The sequence below is a fragment of the Desulfurococcaceae archaeon genome (genome assembly GCA_038845865.1).
Lineage (GTDB): Archaea > Thermoproteota > Thermoprotei_A > Sulfolobales > Desulfurococcaceae > UBA285.
In genome coordinates this window covers 64569-80916 of record JAWBQJ010000002.1, presented here as the reverse complement: position 1 = coordinate 80916, position 16348 = coordinate 64569, and the positions used below count along the sequence as shown (strand labels likewise).

General features: G+C 50.5%; 16 protein-coding genes. 9 read left to right on the top strand and 7 right to left on the bottom strand.

Annotated features, from left to right (window positions below; translation table 11 throughout):
- Position 1: 1 nt before the first annotated feature.
- Both QXU03_03475 and QXU03_03470 read left to right on the top strand, forming a co-directional pair.
- Positions 2–523 carry a 3-isopropylmalate dehydratase gene (locus QXU03_03475; protein MEM2170800.1) on the top strand — a complete coding sequence of 174 codons (522 nt, stop codon included), beginning with the start codon at positions 2–4 and terminating at the stop codon, positions 521–523.
- Positions 502–1539, top strand: a complete 1038-nt coding sequence (locus QXU03_03470) for an isocitrate/isopropylmalate dehydrogenase family protein (protein MEM2170799.1) — start codon at positions 502–504, stop codon at positions 1537–1539. The genes QXU03_03475 and QXU03_03470 overlap by 22 nt, the downstream gene beginning before the upstream one ends.
- A gap of 2 nt (positions 1540–1541) precedes the next feature.
- Here the strand turns inward: QXU03_03470 and lysM are convergent, their stop codons facing one another.
- The 3 genes from lysM to argC are packed head-to-tail and all read right to left on the bottom strand — an operon-like array spanning position 1542 to position 3850.
- The gene (lysM, locus tag QXU03_03465; GenBank protein MEM2170798.1) at positions 1542–1961 is read right to left on the bottom strand and encodes an HTH-type transcriptional regulator LysM; all 420 of its coding nucleotides are present in this window, start codon (positions 1959–1961) and stop codon (positions 1542–1544) included.
- A 12-nt stretch (positions 1962–1973) separates the two neighbouring features.
- Positions 1974–2777, bottom strand: coding sequence for a [LysW]-aminoadipate/[LysW]-glutamate kinase (locus QXU03_03460; protein MEM2170797.1), 804 nt, complete (start codon positions 2775–2777; stop codon positions 1974–1976).
- 14 nt (positions 2778–2791) lie between these two features.
- Positions 2792–3850: an N-acetyl-gamma-glutamyl-phosphate reductase gene (argC, locus tag QXU03_03455; protein ID MEM2170796.1), complete on the bottom strand. Its 1059-nt coding sequence runs from the start codon at positions 3848–3850 to the stop codon at positions 2792–2794.
- Between the two features lie 219 nt (positions 3851–4069).
- Between argC and lysW/argW the strand changes: the two genes are divergently transcribed.
- The 4 genes from lysW/argW to QXU03_03435 are packed head-to-tail and all read left to right on the top strand — an operon-like array spanning position 4070 to position 7399.
- A complete protein-coding gene (gene lysW/argW, locus QXU03_03450; GenBank protein MEM2170795.1) occupies positions 4070–4240 on the top strand; it encodes an alpha-aminoadipate/glutamate carrier protein LysW/ArgW in 171 nt (56 codons plus the stop codon).
- Positions 4241–4255: 15 nt separating this feature from the next.
- On the top strand, positions 4256–5122 hold the full coding sequence (lysX, locus tag QXU03_03445; protein MEM2170794.1) for a lysine biosynthesis protein LysX: 867 nt from the start codon (positions 4256–4258) through the stop codon (positions 5120–5122).
- Positions 5123–5130: 8 nt separating this feature from the next.
- The gene (locus QXU03_03440; GenBank protein ID MEM2170793.1) at positions 5131–6300 is read left to right on the top strand and encodes an aspartate aminotransferase family protein; all 1170 of its coding nucleotides are present in this window, start codon (positions 5131–5133) and stop codon (positions 6298–6300) included.
- The gene (locus QXU03_03435) at positions 6284–7399 is read left to right on the top strand and encodes a M20/M25/M40 family metallo-hydrolase (protein ID MEM2170792.1); all 1116 of its coding nucleotides are present in this window, start codon (positions 6284–6286) and stop codon (positions 7397–7399) included. The genes QXU03_03440 and QXU03_03435 overlap by 17 nt, the downstream gene beginning before the upstream one ends.
- Here the strand turns inward: QXU03_03435 and QXU03_03430 are convergent.
- From QXU03_03430 to QXU03_03415, 4 genes are all read right to left on the bottom strand, one after another.
- Positions 7374–8507 carry an MFS transporter gene (locus QXU03_03430; GenBank protein ID MEM2170791.1) on the bottom strand — a complete coding sequence of 378 codons (1134 nt, stop codon included), beginning with the start codon at positions 8505–8507 and terminating at the stop codon, positions 7374–7376. The two genes, QXU03_03435 and QXU03_03430, sit on opposite strands and share 26 nt — an antisense overlap.
- A 44-nt stretch (positions 8508–8551) precedes the next feature.
- The gene (locus QXU03_03425) at positions 8552–9448 is read right to left on the bottom strand and encodes a ParB N-terminal domain-containing protein (GenBank protein ID MEM2170790.1); all 897 of its coding nucleotides are present in this window, start codon (positions 9446–9448) and stop codon (positions 8552–8554) included.
- A 161-nt stretch (positions 9449–9609) separates the two neighbouring features.
- Complete coding sequence (locus QXU03_03420) at positions 9610–12276, bottom strand: cation-transporting P-type ATPase (GenBank protein ID MEM2170789.1); 2667 nt, start codon at positions 12274–12276, stop codon at positions 9610–9612.
- 79 nt (positions 12277–12355) lie between these two features.
- On the bottom strand, positions 12356–13249 hold the full coding sequence (locus QXU03_03415; protein ID MEM2170788.1) for a mechanosensitive ion channel family protein: 894 nt from the start codon (positions 13247–13249) through the stop codon (positions 12356–12358).
- 412 nt (positions 13250–13661) lie between these two features.
- Here QXU03_03415 and QXU03_03410 point away from each other — a divergent pair, with 412 nt between their 5' ends.
- The 3 genes from QXU03_03410 to QXU03_03400 are packed head-to-tail and all read left to right on the top strand — an operon-like array spanning position 13662 to position 16244.
- Positions 13662–14654, top strand: a complete 993-nt coding sequence (locus QXU03_03410; protein MEM2170787.1) for an ABC transporter ATP-binding protein — start codon at positions 13662–13664, stop codon at positions 14652–14654.
- A complete protein-coding gene (locus QXU03_03405; protein MEM2170786.1) occupies positions 14651–15451 on the top strand; it encodes an ABC transporter permease in 801 nt (266 codons plus the stop codon). Before QXU03_03410 ends, QXU03_03405 begins: the two co-directional genes overlap by 4 nt.
- On the top strand, positions 15435–16244 hold the full coding sequence (locus tag QXU03_03400; GenBank protein MEM2170785.1) for an ABC transporter permease: 810 nt from the start codon (positions 15435–15437) through the stop codon (positions 16242–16244). The genes QXU03_03405 and QXU03_03400 overlap by 17 nt, the downstream gene beginning before the upstream one ends.
- The last annotated feature ends 104 nt before the right edge of the window (positions 16245–16348 follow it).

Here is a 16348-nt window from a genome sequence, read left to right as displayed (position 1 = left end):
TGTGATCGTGCGCGGCAGGTGCTGGAAGCTCGGAGACAACATTAGCACGGACCACATAATATCGGGTAAGTACAAATTTGAAGCAATAAACGACCTCGGAAAAATGACTGTTCACGTGCTAGAAGAAGTCATACCCGGGTTCTACGAAAAGGTACTGCCAGGAGACGTGATAGTCGCGGGTAGAAATTTCGGCAAAGGCTCGAGTAGGGAGCATGCTCCAAGACTACTGAAGCTTGTCGGTGTAGGAGCTGTCGTGGCGGAAAGCTTCGCGCACATATTCTACAGGAACGCGATAAACGTGGGGTTGCCGGTGATCGTAGCTAAGGTCATTCCGAGGTTTACGGATACCGGGGACTTGGTAGAAGTGGACCTAGAAGGCGGCTACATTAGAAACCTCACGAAGAACGTGGAGGAAAGGTTCAAACCGTTTCCACCTGAGGTAAGATTAGTACTGGTATCCGGCGGCATAATCGAGTACGTGAAAAAGCATGGTGCACTACCGTGGCGAGGCGCTACAAGATAGGCGTCATTTGGGGGGATGGCATAGGGCCCGAAGTAGTATCGGCTGCGCTGGAAACGCTATCGTACCTGAATCCGAACTTAGAGTTCGTAGACCTCGAAGCAGGCTATGAGTACTATAAGAAACGCGGTAAGCCCATAGAAGACAACTTCTTCGATAAGGTTCGGGAAATTGATGCCATTCTTAAGGGTCCTCTACATACACCGCTGGATGACAAGGAGTTCAAGAGCGTGAACGTACTGATCAGGAGGGAGCTGGGCCTCTACGCTAACGTGAGGCCGTTCAAGAGCTTCAAAGGCATTTCTACGAAGAAGTTCAACTTCGTGATCGTCAGAGAGAACACAGAGGACGTTTACGTAGGGATAGAAGGCCTACACGGGGACTACGCGGTAGCATTAAGAATCATTAGTAGACAGTCAACGGAGAAGGTGGTAAGGCTCGCTATAGATATTGCCAGGCTTCGCGGGTTTAGTAGAGTCACGGTCGTCCATAAAGCGAACATTTTAAAGCTCACAGATGGGCTCTTCCGGGAGGTTTTTTACAGTATAGTGTCTGGTTATAGCGACGTAACACCCGGGGAGCTAATCGTGGATGCAGCAGCGTACGTAATGGTCAAGAACCCGGAAAACCTCCAAGTTCTCGTAATGCCTAATCTCTACGGAGATATCCTCTCAGACCTGGCCGCTGGAATGGTCGGCAGTCTCGGGCTTTGCGGTTCTGCGCAGATCGGTGATACAGTGGCCGTATTTGAGCCCGTACACGGTACAGCGCCCGATATTGCCGGTAGAGGCGTCGCTAACCCTCTTGGAGAAATTACTGCCGCAAAGATGATGCTCGAATACCTCTCCAAGAAGTATAGTGATGAGGTGCTCTCAAGGCAGGCGTTCGTGCTGGAACGGGCAATAGATATCCTGATCGAGGATAGAAGGATCCTTACACCAGACCTCGGCGGCAATAAAGGCACGAGAGATGTTGTTACGGTGTTAAAGGATGTTATCGGGGAAATCCACACGAAGTAGCCTCAAACCCACGTCCTTAAAACTATCATAGTATACGTGCTCACTACTCCGCGAATAGACCTTATATCGTCTATGAACTTGTTTATCATGTCAACGCCGGGTGCTCTCAGTATCGCAACTATGTCGTATTCCCCGGTGACCTCGTACACGGCGTCTATCCCAATGATCCTCTTAATGCTTTTAGAAACCTCAGGAACGGGTATTGGTGGTTGCGTCTTCACGAGGACAACAGCCTTTACTTCGTTCTGCAGATCGTATTCTATTGTCATTTTCTTTATAATCCCAGTCTTTATCAGCTTCGAGATCCTCTTACGCACGGCGGATTCGCTAATCCCGAGTTCTCTAGCGAGCCTTGAATAGGGCATTCTCGCGTTTTCCTTGAGCAGATGAAGAAGCTTTAAGTCGAGCTCATCGAGTACCATGAATTACCCCTCCTACCCTGCCCTAATACGCGTTCCAGAACCACTTAATATACTTGTTATAGGCCTCTCTCCGAGGCCCGATCCTATTACAGCTTCTCCGACACCTTCCTCGACCGCCTTAACGGCTAACATGGCTTTCCTGTTCATGCCTGCCCCAATTCTGCTTGCGAGTTCGCCGTACCGCGAAGTCTTTATCTCCTCTACCAGGGAGCCATCTAGTAAAACGCCGTCAACGTCTGTCAAATAAACGATCTTGGAGGCTTTAAGCGCCGTTGCAATAGAGTAGGCTACCTGGTCTCCGTCAATGTTGAGCAAGGTCCCTTCGCTATCTATAGCTAACGGTGCTACGACGACTATGTAGCCGAGCGATAAAAGCGTCGAAAGAAGTTGTGTATCAACTTTTAGTATTCTACCAGTGTATCCTCCATCAACGATTCTTCGTCTTCCCCTCTCGTCGACTACTACAATCCTCTTCTTTCTCTCCGCTAGGAGTATTAAGCCGTCGGCCCCGGAAACCCCTACGGCCTTTCCACCTGCACGTACTATGCTTGATACCACCTGCTTGTTTACCTTGCCTGCGATGACCATCACGTAGACTTCGAGCTCTTTTTCATCGGTATACCTACTTTTAATGCCTTCCGGTGAAACGACGAACCTCGGCTCTACTCCCAACCTCATGCACATTTCCGTGACGCTATCCCCTCCACCGTGAACAAATACCACCTCTTCTACTTTGGAGATCTCGACAAGGTCTCTCGCAACGTTGTTTATATTCGTGTTGATCACCCTACCCCCGGCTTTCACTACTAGAACCACGTCTAGCACCCTCACTAAATGGGCTTTAACGGTACTGCCTCCAGTCCCGCGGTCTCTTCGAAGCCTGCTGCAATGTTAAATGCCTGAATAGCCTGGCCTGCCGCTCCTTTAACCAAGTTGTCTATTGCTGCGAACGCAGTAAGCCTTCTTACCCGCTTCTCCCACGCAAAGCCAACGTCCGCGTAGTTGCTTCCAACCACGTACTTGGGATCCGGATAACCCGGAGGCATGCTATATACTACCCTGACAAATGGCTCGTTCCTGTAAGTTGACACGTAGAGTCTTAATACGTCGAGCTCTTCTAACTCGCCGTCAATCCATGTATGCGAGGACGCCAGCACGCCCCGCACGCTTCCAACCGCGTGCGGTATCATGGAGACCAAGATCCTTTTACCTGCAAGTGAGCTTAACTCCTGTTCTACTTCAGCCACGTGCCTGTGTCCTTCTGCTTCGTAAGGCCTAATGCAACCCTCTCTTTCTGGGTGGTGGTCTGCGAGCGAAGGCCTTGAACCGGCTTCGCTGCTTCCGGCCTTAACATCAACTATAACCTTCTCCAGTCCTATCCTTCCCTTAACCAGAGGTAGGAGCGATAGCAGGGTAGCTGTTGCATTACAGCCAGGTGTTGCTATTAGCTTAGCGCTTCGTAACTCATCGCGGTGTATTTCCGGTAGCCCGTACACTGCTTTTTTGAGGAGGTCCGGGTATGGGTGTTCGTAACCGTACCATACCCTGTACATTTCCGGGTCTTTTAGCCTAAAGTCGCTGCTGAGATCGACGACCATCAGCCCCATTTCCACCAGCTTAGGTACGTAGCTTAGGGAGACGCCGTGAGGTAGCGAAAGGAAAACAGTATCGCACTTCTCCGAGAATTCATCTACGTTCAGCGAGCTGAACTTTAGGTTCCTGTATATGCCTCTCAAGTTAAAGTGCACGAAGTAAACGGGCTTGCCAACGTACTCCCTAGACGTCACCGCGGAGACTTCTATGTGTGGGTGATTCGAGAGTAGCCTCAGTAATTCTCCGCCGGTGTAGCCGGATGCACCTGCAATGCACACCCTAACTACTCCATTCAAACAAGCTCACCGGGTAGCTCCGGGTGCTATTGGTGCACTGAGCAGAGCTAATTAAACTTTCTCCCATAACTGGTTCAAAATCCGTACTTTAATGAACTTGCAAAGTACGGTTTCGCACGTGGAGCAGTACACGAACCTGCACATACTACAAAAATATAGCTATATTTTCCCTGCACCCCTTCAAGATGAGAGCGTGGTTGCTCGTCCGTGGTGTAGAGCATGGTGAAAACGAAGTGTCCAATTTGTGGAGGTGAAGTAGAAGTACCGGAAGATGCCTTACCGGGCGAGGTAATAGAACACGATTGCGGCGTAGTGCTTGAAGTAGTCATTGATGAGAACGGTGTCAAGGTGAAGCCCGCAGAGGGTATTAGCGAGGACTGGGGCGAGTAAGAGGGTTAATGTCTAATGCAAGAGCTGGTGGTATCCTACGAAGTGATGAGATGGGAGGAGAAGGCGATCATAGATGCCGCGAGAGAATTGGGACTTTCCATCACGCCTTTTCACCTACATACCTCGTTTCTACTTATAGGTGGAGGTAGCCAGTTCAAAGACCCCTTTAATCCTGGTGAAACAGTGGTGATTCAACGTGCGATCAGCCACGCAGTTGCCCTCAACTCCACGCTGGTACTCGAATCCGCGGGTTTACGGGTTATTAACAACTCTGCAGCGCTCGCAAGGGCATTGAACAAGGTGTGGACCCTCTCACTTCTAGCCAAGGCGGGCATCCAAACCCCACGATCAGCAGTAGTCTTCAGCGAGGAAGCGGGCTACAAGTTAACGAGTTTACTGAATTACCCCCTGGTGATCAAGCCCATTGACGGTAGCTGGGGTAGGCTGGTAGCGCTTATCAGGGACAACGAAGAGCTTAGAACGATCTTGGAACACAGAGCTTACATCCAGAGTCCGAACATGAAAATACACCTGATCCAGGAATACGTAGAGAAGCCTGGCAGGGACATAAGGGTATTCACAATAGGGGACGAGGTCGTAACGGCAATTTATAGAGTGAGCGAGCACTGGATAACGAATACTGCGAGAGGCGGTAGGGCCGAGCCGGCAAGGGTCGATCACGAGCTCGAAGACATAGCGCTGAAGACTGCCAGGGTCTTAGGCGTGGAGTTCGCGGGCATAGATGTGTTCGAAGATAAGCATAGAGGCTACGTGGTGAACGAGGTTAACTCGATACCCGAGTTTAAGAACACGGTGATCGCTACGGGGTGTAAAGTGCACGTGAGACTAGTCGAATACGTGAAGAACTTACTCAAGAAATAACCCGCGTCGTGGAGGGGCTTAGAGTGGTGCTAAAGTACCTTAGGTTTTACGAGGACCGTGGCATTTGGATAGAACGCGCGGAAGGGCAGTACGTGTGGGACTTAGCAGGAAATAGGTACCTAGACATGCATACTGGTCACGGGGTGGCGTTTCTCGGCCACAAGCACCCCCACGTAGTTGAAGCACTAATAGAGCAGCTCGGCAAGGCCATGGCTGTTTCAACATCTTTTAACACTAGAATTAGAGAGGAGATGCTGAGTGTGCTCTCAAAGGTGGTGCCAAGCACGTATGAGTACGTGTACCTGCTGAACAGCGGGAGTGAAGCTGTGGATTTTGCGCTAACCGCGTCTAGGAGGATCACGGGCAGGAAGAAGCTAGTCTACTTTACCGGGTCCTTTCACGGCAGGACGGTGGGGTCCCTATCCGTGACATCTAATCCAAAGTACAGGAAAGGAGCGGAACCTTTGCTGTCAGATGTCTATCAACTGCGATTTAACGACGTTGAAGGCGTTGAAAGGGGCATAACGGATGAAGTCGCCGGAGTCATAATTGAGCTTATTCAAGGTGAAGGTGGTGTTAACGTAGCTTCGCGCGATTTCATAAAGGCTCTTCGGGAGAGAACAGAGGCTACGGGAGCTCTCTTAATAGTTGACGAGGTGCAAACGGGTTTCGGTAGGACGGGGAGTGTATGGCTCTTCGAGCAGTACGGCATTGTGCCAGACATACTGGTAGCAGGTAAGGCTATCGGAGGGGGGTTTCCCGTTAGTGTGGTTTTCCTACCGGGAGACTTTGTAGCAAAACTCGGTACAGGAGCACATGGTTCAACTTATGGAGGTAACCCATTGGCTTGCGCATCCGTGAAGGCATCGGTGGAGGTGCTCTTGGAAGAATCCGTTCATCTACAGGCCCGTGAGAAGGGGAAGTGGCTACTCGAAGAGCTTAGAAGCACGTTAAAAGACCTAAAGGTCGTTAGGGATGTGCGCGGGCATGGACTAATGATCGGCGTGGAGCTGAGAGTGGAACCTACCAGCGTATTGAAGTGCCTTCAGGAAAGGGGGTTATTGGCGCTAAAGGCGGGCATCACTGTCGTCAGACTGCTACCACCCTACTTAGTGACCCGGGAAGATGTAAATTACGCGGTGGCAACTATTGGTAAGTGCCTTGGAGGATACGGCTAGGCTACTGCTAATAGAACTTTTGAAAACCTATAGCCCTACTAACCGCGAAAAGCCTGCAGTAGAGGTTTTAGAAAAGTACGCGTGGTCCCTGGGCTACGAGGACGTGCACGTAGATAGAGTGGGTAATCTCATAGCGCACTACGGATCTGGAGATGAGACAGTAGCATTCGTGGGGCACATAGACACAGTCGATGGTGAGCTACCGGTCAGTGTCGACAGAGGTATTGTTACCGGGCGGGGAGCCGTCGACGCCAAAGGGCCCCTTGCAGCAATGTTTGTAGGAGTAGCTATGGCCAAGGGCGTGGTGGATCCCTCGAAATGGAGAATATACGCAATTGCGGCCGTTGGAGAGGAGGGGGACAGTAGAGGAGCGCGAGAGCTAGTACGTAGCGGGTTCAGCGCGAATGGAGTAGTGGTAGCGGAGCCAAGTAACACGCGTTTCGTTGTTATCGGTTACAGGGGTAGCTTGAAGGTTGAAATTACGTGTAGTTCTAGAAGAGGTCACGCGTCTTCTCCGAGCTTTGAGATGTCTGCGTGTGAAAAGCTCATATGCTTATGGAGCACTATAAGGTCTACTTGTAGCAGTTTCAGTGCGCACGGGAACTCAGCAACTCTCTTGTACTTATCGTGCGGCAGTAGTACAGCGCAGAGCGTGTACCCCAGTGAAGGTAGGATGCTTATTGATGTGAGGGTCTCCGTTAACGGCCGTGCCAATAGCGTGCTCGAAGAGCTGGTCAAGGCTGTAAACAGGCTGGGGTGTACCGTAAAGATAATAGATTCGGCACCACCTGTTAAGGTTTCACCTAACGCGCCGATCGTCAGAGCAACTATGAGGTCTCTGCTGATGCAGGGCGTAAAACCCCGGCTCACCTACAAGCTTGGGACAAGTGATATGAACCTTCTACACCCGCTGTCAGGCGGAAACATCGTAGCCTACGGTCCCGGCAAGTCAGAGCTGTCCCATGGCGAGTTTGAAGCGATAAGCCTCGAAGAGCTGTTCTTCGGTGTGAGGATCTACAGAGACATCATACTAAACTACGTAAAGCTTACTGAAAGGGCCTCTAAGACGCAGGCTACGACCTTCTACTACCGTTTTTGACCATCAGTATGATCGATGTTATACACGCGGCCGTAACCAGTGATCCTGCATAGTCGACGTTCACCTCCCCCATGAGTAATAGTGGTATTATGGATGCCCCCCCGATGGCGGTGAACGTGTAAGATGCCCCGAAACCCGTTACCAGTTCCTCCCGTTCTAGCTTCTTGGCAATATATACGTTAAACGCCGTGTCGAGGAAGGGGAATAGGGGCATTTGCCAGAGTACAATGGGTATTAGACCGCTTGTCTTCATGAACAACCAGTAAAGTAACGCGTAGCCTAGAGTAGTGTACGCGTAGACCTTAACGGGGCCACGGGAATCCACCAGGTACCCGGCTAGAAGCCTCACCAGCGGAGATATGATTGCTCCTCCCGAGAACACCAAACCGTAGACCGCATACTTCGCCCACTCGGATAGGGCCGGCAAAACCCTCTCTATGCTAACGTTAAGCTTCACCGGTGCGAGAGAGTATAGTAGCTCTCTACCGAAAACGACCAGCATCAGCGAGATCAACGCTGGGAGTATTTTCTCGATAACGCTATGAACGCTAGACCCTCCACTGCCGAGGTCTGCGCGCGGGATCTCAGGGTACGATAAATAATACACCAGCGGGGGTACGAGTAGAAGCGCGGCATCAAGCAAAAATACACCACTAGCACCCCAATTAGCGTAAATGAGACCCGAGGCCACGGAACCGGCCGCGAAGCCCACGCCTGTTCCGATGGTCACTTCGCTGTACTCGCGTCCCGGTTTCTCGCTAGCCCTAGAGAACACTACTTTCAACACTATGGACCAATGTATGACCCATGGAAAGTTAACCGTTGACAGCAAGAATGCAAGTAGTAGTGGGTCCTTGACATAGAGGCCGGCAGTAATTGGTAGTGCTTGAAGCAATCCGATCAAAATCGTACTCCTCTCCCCTAGGATGCTCGCTATCTTTCCGGCAAATATCCCCAGTAGGGTGAAGACCCAGCCAAACCCTACGAAAGCAACCGTCGCCGTGGGCCCTCCTCCGAGCTCCACGGCAATGTACCTAGTTGCGAAGGCAAAATACAGGCCCCAGCCAATTGAGCTTATTGTCGCAGCTGTGGCATAAGCGGCCTTCATTCTCAAAGTTGAAAACACCACATGCGGGTTGGCTATCATGCCGGTTACTCGAAAACATAGAGTTCTTCTTCGTAGCGCCTGTCAAGAATAGTTCCCGGTGGGAGTTTCTTAATTCTCCTTCTTGACAAGTGCTCCACAAGCATTTTTTCAACTTCACTTAAGCTGTAAGAGCCCGTGAGCCAGTCTAGCGGGATATTAATGCCCAGCGGGCGCGCTGGTATGACGTGTCTGGTTGCCTTGTGTATAAACACCTCACCGCGCAACGCCACTGCTCTAACCTCGCTTTTAGTTATTGTTGGAGGTATGAGGGTAGCAGCGGCCTCGCCTTTCTCGACGAGCCCCAGCGAATCTTTCTCGGTATAGTAACCTATCTCGAACCCTCTATGCGTTAAAGCCTCTTCAATTCGCTTAATGCTATCGTATATTAACTTGATGCTCCTGGTACCGGACTTCACTCCCATTAACGACTTACCCAGCACCAGTAAGCCCACGAGTTCCCTCTTTGCAAGCATCTCGGAACCTGCATCTAGGCCAGGAACGCTAACGAGCCTGTGTCCTAGCTTACTCAGAACGTCAAGCACCACCCTTCTCGCCTCGCCTAAGTCCTTATAGGCTTCTTTACTTCTGATCTTAATTATCCGGCTCCACGAGTAAAGGCCTATGCTTGGATTGTCATAGTCTACTAGGCACACGGGTATGTACTTGAAGCCCAGTTCTTTAACTGCCGCTACCCTGTGCATGCCGTCGAGAACGACTAGTGTTTTTTCATCGACGATTATGGGGTCTTTGAAAGCATTGTCTTGCTTGATCTTCTCGACGAGCCAGTACAATATACCGGGTATTATCTCTTCGTGTATGTGAAGCCTGTCAACCTCCTTTACTGTTATTTTTAAGGTAATCTGCGGTGTTTTTATTTCGTACGCGTGCTGAACACTCGACAATAGGCGACACCCCTCATAAACTCTACTCGGAGAAGGGTAAATAAAGTACTATACCGTAGAACTGGTAACCATTACAAGTTTTAACCCCCTCTCCCAAATTATTACTTAGGTGATGAGTGCACGTCGAGTTGAGGAAGTGATAGTCCTCCCACCGATCTGACCTATATGCTTATACCTAGAACCTTCCTGGCCTCGTCAACTAGCAATACCAGTAGTGGTGAGATCACCAGCACCGCCCACGTATCGAGACCTAGTGGAGTCGTGTGAAATACTACAGAGAGGGGTGTGTATAGGGTTACTAGTTGCAGGGCCAAGGATGTGAAGAGCGCCAGTATAAGCCACTTATTGATCGGTAGTTTCCAGAACGGGGTGTTTTCGCTTCGAGAGGCCAGTCCTCGACCGAACTCCGAGAGGACTATAGCCGTGAAAGCAGCTGTTCTTGCAAGCACCAAGGAAACCCTATAGTATAGCAAGTATATCCAGAGGGTTACGAACGCGATCACAGTACCCATGATAGTGTAAAACATCAGCTTCCTCCTAGTTATAAACCTCTCTCCCGCTCTACGTGGAGGTCTATCCATGATCCCTGGTTCGGGGGGCTCGACGCCTAGCGCGGCCGCTGGAAGCGCATCTGTTACGACGTTTATCCACAGTAAGTGTACCGGTTCAAGCGGTGGTGGCATCATTAGTAGTTGCGAGCCGAATACTGTAGCCACCTCACCCATGTTACAGGATAGCAGGTAGTTTATTGGTTTTTTCAGGTTCTCGAAAATAATTCTGCCTTCCCTCACGGCTTCAACTATTGTGACGTAGTTGTCGTCCATCAATACCAGCTGAGACGCCTCTCTCGCGGCATCCGTTCCGCGGATACCCATCGCTATGCCGACGTGCGCTTCTTTTAGTGCAGGTGCATCGTTTACACCGTCTCCCGTCATAGCCACCCTATAGCCTTTTGCTTTTAAGAGCTTCACTATTCTAGCTTTGTGCTCTGGTGTGACGCGAGCGTAAACCGCGACCTTGTCCACGATTTTTAAGAGTTCTTCATCGCTCAGGGTGTCAAGGTCCCTGCCTTCAAGCACCGACCCCTCGTTCACGTCTAGGCCGATCATCCTCGCCACGGCGATGGCCGTGAGCTTATGATCACCTGTTACCATGATAGTCCTGATCCCGGCCCTCCTGGCTGTCTCCACGGCTTCCCTGACCCCCTCCCGCGGGGAATCGATGATCCCGAGCACTGCGTAAAAGACGAGATCTTTTTCAACGCTTTCCACGCTTTGGTCAGCATCGTAATGATTTAGTAACTTGTAGGCAACGCCGAGTGTCCTGTAGCCCTGTGCAGCTAGTTTTTCAATGTCGTTCTTGAGCCTATCCCTAAGTTCACCTGTCAGCTCGACCTCGCCACCGGGAGACCATGCCTTGACGGACAGCTCGAGCACTATTTCGGGCGCACCGGTAACCAACACGAGAAAACGATTGCCGTATCTATGCACTGTGCTCTTACGCTTCCTAAACCGATCAAACGGGTATACCCTCACGAGCTCTAGCTTCTTTATAGCCTCTTCAACGCCCCTTTCACCGAGAGCTTTGTAGGCAAGTACGAGTGCCGCCCCTTCCGTGGGGGATCCCTTAATGGTCCAGTGGCCCTTGTCTTTTACGAGCTTGGCATCCGGTACCGTGTGGGCTGCTACCGCCTCGTAGAGAAGTGAGAGATCTTCCGTGCCCTTGCAGGTAATTCTACCTCGAGGCACGTACCCGGAACCATCCACGTTGCACTCTGCTCCAAGGGCGTGTATGACTTTGACTGTCATCTCGCCCTTGGTCAAGGTTCCCGTCTTGTCTGCGCAGATGATGTCTACTGAGCCGAGTGCCTCCACGGCTGCGAGCCTCTTCACGAGCGCATTTTTCTTCGCCATCCTATAGGCTCCGATAGCGAGTACTGCTGTGGCTATCGCGGGCAGTCCCTCCGGCACGGCTGCAACCGCCAAGGCCACTGCAATCATCATCGACTCTACTATTCCGGCGTAGCCCTCCGCGAGGGATATGGCAAAAACCAGCGTTGCTATGGCGAGCACGATCGCGCCTATCCTCTTTCCGAGATAATCGAGTTCTACTTCAAGAGGAGTTTTCTCCTCTTTAATCTCCGCCACGGCCTTAGCGATTCCTCCTAGCACAGTGTTCATGCCTGTTGCGACTACGATACCCTTTCCCCTGCCCTTCACCACGTACGTGCCGAGAAATGCCATGTTTTTTCTCTCGCTAACGGGCGTGTCGTGGTCGAGTACGGTGTCAGGGTCTTTCTCCACGGGGGTGCTCTCTCCGGTAAGAGGCGACTCGTCTACCTCGAGGTTCTCGGCCTCGATCAGTCTTAGGTCCGCTGGCACACGATCTCCCTCCCTTAGTAACACTATGTCGCCGGGCACGAGCTTGGAGGCCTCTATTTCAACTTCGACGCCACCTCTGAGTACCCGACATCGTGGTGTGGCTAGTCTTTTCAATGCTTCAAGGACCTTCTCCGCCCTGTATTCTTGAAGGAAACCGAACCCACCCATAATCATTATGATGACGAATATCGCTATGGCGTCTGCGACCTCGCCCAGAGCGGCTGAAATGGCTGTCGCCACTAATAGCATTCCAATGAGGAAATTAGCGAACTGCCTAGCAAGTATTGTCAGTGGGGTTTTCCTCTTAGCGGTAATCTCGTTTAATCCGTATTTCTTTATTCTCTCTTCGACATCACCTATTTCGAGGCCGCGGGAGGGGTCTACGCCAAGGGTATTTATTACTTCCTCTATGTTCATGGAGTGCCAGCGCTTGCTTAGATCACCCATTCACGACACCGACTGCAAATGTCACTTTACCGTATACTGTGTGGTGTGCTTATAAATGCAGAGTAGCCGTTAAAGGCCTTCACCCGTTGGCGTTCACCCCGCTTTTCAGTCCTCTTTGAACGGCTATTAGCCTGGCTAATATCTGGCTCCTAAACTCCCTTATCTTAAGGCCTGGTGGCGTTTGGGCCACTACGAGGACTATGTAGTAGTTCTTGTCGCTCTGCTCTTCAATGTACACTTCTACGTTGTCAGCCAGGTTTGATAATGCTTTTTTAACGTTTTCTAGTACTAGTCCCGGATCGTAGTCTACTGGGAACTCGTATCTGACCTGTATACGTGGGAGTTCAAGTAGCTCATCCTCTTCGAAGACAACCGTACTGCTGAAGAGCATGGAGTTTGAGACCTTTATCAGCTCGCCTGTTTCTAGGAGTATTTTCGTGTACATTAAGCCGACCTCCACTACGGTCCCCTTAACAGTGGGTATGAACGTATCCCTGCTGAACGACTTATACGCTGGGAAGCTAATGGTTGTCACCGGTATGGCTGTACTTGCTATTCTAACCCTCTTACCGGGTTTAAGGAAGCCCGTTCCCAGTATAATCAGGCCCGCGAAGAAGTTCGCGAGGATCGGTTGCATGCCGAGGCCAACTACGAGGCCCGAAAAGGTCGCGCTCGCGATTAGCGGTTCGCCACCAACGCCTACGAGCACCAGTACGACCACGCCTAAGACTATATAGCCAAGCACTAGTATAACGTTCCTAACCAACAGCGCTTCGGCACCGATCTTCCTGGCATACCGCATTATCATCCTAGCCAGGTACTCGATAAACAGCACTCCAACAACGAGGGCAATCGCAGCCTGGACAGCCTTGATCTCCATGTATGCCCTGTAATCCTCCGGGAGAAGACCGTACAGTACGTAGAGCGCCGCCACGAACGCGAATACCAGTAGCAAGTAGTAAGCGTACTTCATGGCTCAACCCGGTACTACTTGCACTTACTTACAACGTGTTTAAAATATGCGTGCTTTAAGGGTGAGCGAGTCATAAGGAAATTACTGCTAAACGCAGGAGCTGGAAAACCTGGTTCTAACTTCTGTTTGCCATCAGTAGAGACTGCTATTATGGGAATAAAGATAAGAGGTAATGAATATAGAATAGCCATTTGTGGTAAGTTAGGGGTAGCGATCAGGTCACAGCGTAGATCAATGATCCAAGTTTGCGTCAATGAGAGGACACTCAACGGGGGATTACTGTAGAGGGGCGGGAGCAACACTAGGCTAGTGTACGGTGATACTAAGTGCTTAGTGATTTGAAAGTATTATTACTACCGGAGAGATTATTCCCTCGGTAGAGGATAGCTGGGCTCGATCTGGTGCTTGAGCGGTGGACTATGCCGTTGAAGCAGTAAACCTGGTTAAGAAGTACAGGACGAAGAAAAGGCTAGGTCTCTTCAAGTCCGCCGTTGAAGTCGTGGAAGCACTTCGTGGTGTAAGCTTCAAAGCTGGGTACGGCGAAGTCGTGGGATTACTCGGACCTAACGGTGCAGGCAAGACCACCACGATCAAGATCTTGGCAACACTTCTACTACCAGATAGCGGTGAAGCACGCGTAGCTGGCTACGACGTTGTAAAAGAAGCAGATAAGGTTAGGAAAAACATTGGACTTATGCTCACGGTCGAAAGGGGCTTTTACGGTAAACTAACAGGCCGCGAGAACTTAGAGTACTTCGCCACGCTCTACGGTATGAGCGGGGGGAAAGCTAAGGAGAGAATAAACTACTTGATTAAACTCCTAGAACTGGATAGGCTTGGAGGAGACTATAAGCTCTACGAGGAGTTTAGTTTGGGAATGAAGGCTAGGTTGAGCCTTGCTAGGGCGTTACTAAGTGATGCGCCAATACTCCTACTGGATGAACCAACGCTGGGCTTAGATCCGCCTAGTGCGCGTAAAATTAGAGAACTCGTAAAAGAACTTGCACACCATGGGGGCAAGGCAATACTCTACACCACTCACAACATGTTCGAAGCTGAAATCGTCTGCGACGTAATACTGCTGATCAACAGAGGGGTGATTGTCGCAGAAGGCACACCAGCGGAGTTAAAAGAAAGGATACCTAAGTTAAAAGTCGTCAACTTGATCCTGAAGAGCGAAACGGGTGACGTGTATGCGCCCTTGAAGGACATAGACGCTAAGTACGAGGTTAAGGTAGAAGAAAACGGGCTTTACAGCATTAAATTGCATTTAAAGAAGCCCGAAGAGGTGCTAGACGAGATACTCAAGAAGTACATTAAGCGTGGGTTCGAAATAGTATCAATTAAGATGGAGGAGCCGACGCTGGAGGATGTGTTCATTTACTTTAGTGAGGGCTTTACATGAGCTATGTTGATGTCCTCAAGGCTGAGTACAAGCTGGTGTACAGCGAGGTATTCAGGAGAAAGACCGCTCTCGTAACGCTAGTCCTATATCCTTACATCTTCACCGCATTCACGCTTTTTGTGGGGTACGCGGCGGGCTCTCCCAGAATGTTCGTTGAGAGAGTGGGTGTGGACCCCGTTGTGTACATGATTACAGCTAGTTTCATGTTAATGTCCATCCTAGTGAGTATAGATGAACTGCTCTGGAGGCCCCTCTTTGACACTTACATAGGTACGATCACGTACATACTAGCCTCACCGATTAGCAGGCTTAAGCTGTACTCTGCAATACCAATACCGAGGTTAACCTTACTGGCTTTCATGGGGTTTACGAGCATAGTACCCGTCTACACCGTCTATTACGGGCTTAGCGGCCTTGTCCTGGGCTTAGTAGTCGTGGCCGTGCTAGTCGTGGGTTGCTTAGTTATGATACCCTTCGCCATAGTTGTAACCACGACGGTTCACAGAGTAGGAGAGTCTTGGAGAGCACTAAATATCGTTAGACCCCTAATGATGGTGCTTCTCGGCGTGTACTACCCGAGAACATATATGCCTCTTGTAGGCTACATCATCAGCTCACTCATACCCTCATCCCACGTAGTTGAAGTTGTACAGAGGTTACTAACTGGTATGCAGGGTAACCTGTTCACCCTGTTCGTAATAGCATTCATCCTCGCGTTCACGTACACCCCCCTAGGTCAGTTCACTCTTAAGGCATGGGAACATAAGAAGGTGAAAGAGGGTGTCAAGACTTCTTAGAAGGGCGTACGCGGTGTTTAAGGCTTACTTCTTGTCCGAGTTTGCAAGGTCTAGAGGGTTCATATACGGATTAGTAGGGATGGCACTCTGGATCACAGTGTTCACGATGCCCATAGCACTGTTCGCCGGGGACGACGTTAACGCAGACGAAGTAGCGGCGAGGATCTTTGTCGGCATAATACTGTTCATGTTTTACGGTACGGCTTCGTGGGACTGGGCGGCCGAACTCCGCTGGATGATAAACGATGGGAGGATAGAATACTACATCGCTAGTGGCAGTGGCTTTACGCCGCACTACGTCGGCATATTACCAGTCTCCTTTATGTGGCTCGGAATAGCCCTTTCAGTGAACTACTTAGTGCTGTCCCTATTGTGGTCCCCGCCGAGCATAAGGATCGTCGACCCTCTAATATTCCTTTACGGGTTCACGCTATTGCTAACCTGTCTAATAGCCTACGCCCTCATTTTAGGTGGGACAATGATATCCTCAGGCGTTACAGGGTCCGTAGTGGAGGTAATCAGCTTCATACTGCCAATAGCGACGGGGGGGTTACTCCCGCTTAGACTAATGCCAGAACCACTACAGCTATTTGCTCTATTAACCCCCTTCAGCTACCCGGCCGAACTTGTGAGGTACTCGATGCTCGGCGTAGAACCGGTCCTCGAACTGAAGGTTACTATCTTGGCGGGGACATTGTACGTATTGGTTTTCCTAGTACTGGGGGTCATCTACTTCAAGTACCAGTTGAAGAGGGCCGTAAGAGAGGGTTTCAAAACGATCTCGATGTGGTAAAATAAGAGCAGCCACTCTAAATATTAACACTTACCGTGAACGGCTCCTAGCACTAAAGTCGTAGCGGGGTACAAAGTCGTAGCATTAAAGCGTAAAAGTTATAA

Bases quoted from the DNA above. Each gene is read 5' to 3' on its own strand.
- lysM (MEM2170798.1), bottom strand. From the start codon at position 1,961: ATGGTACTCGATGAGCTCGACTTAAAGCTTCTTCATCTGCTCAAGGAA.
- lysW/argW (MEM2170795.1), top strand. From the start codon at position 4,070: ATGGTGAAAACGAAGTGTCCAATTTGTGGAGGTGAAGTAGAAGTACCG.
- lysX (MEM2170794.1), top strand. From the start codon at position 4,256: ATGCAAGAGCTGGTGGTATCCTACGAAGTGATGAGATGGGAGGAGAAG.
- QXU03_03430 (MEM2170791.1), bottom strand. From the start codon at position 8,507: ATGAAGGCCGCTTATGCCACAGCTGCGACAATAAGCTCAATTGGCTGG.
- QXU03_03420 (MEM2170789.1), bottom strand. From the start codon at position 12,276: ATGGGTGATCTAAGCAAGCGCTGGCACTCCATGAACATAGAGGAAGTA.
- QXU03_03415 (MEM2170788.1), bottom strand. From the start codon at position 13,249: ATGAAGTACGCTTACTACTTGCTACTGGTATTCGCGTTCGTGGCGGCG.
- QXU03_03405 (MEM2170786.1), top strand. From the start codon at position 14,651: ATGAGCTATGTTGATGTCCTCAAGGCTGAGTACAAGCTGGTGTACAGC.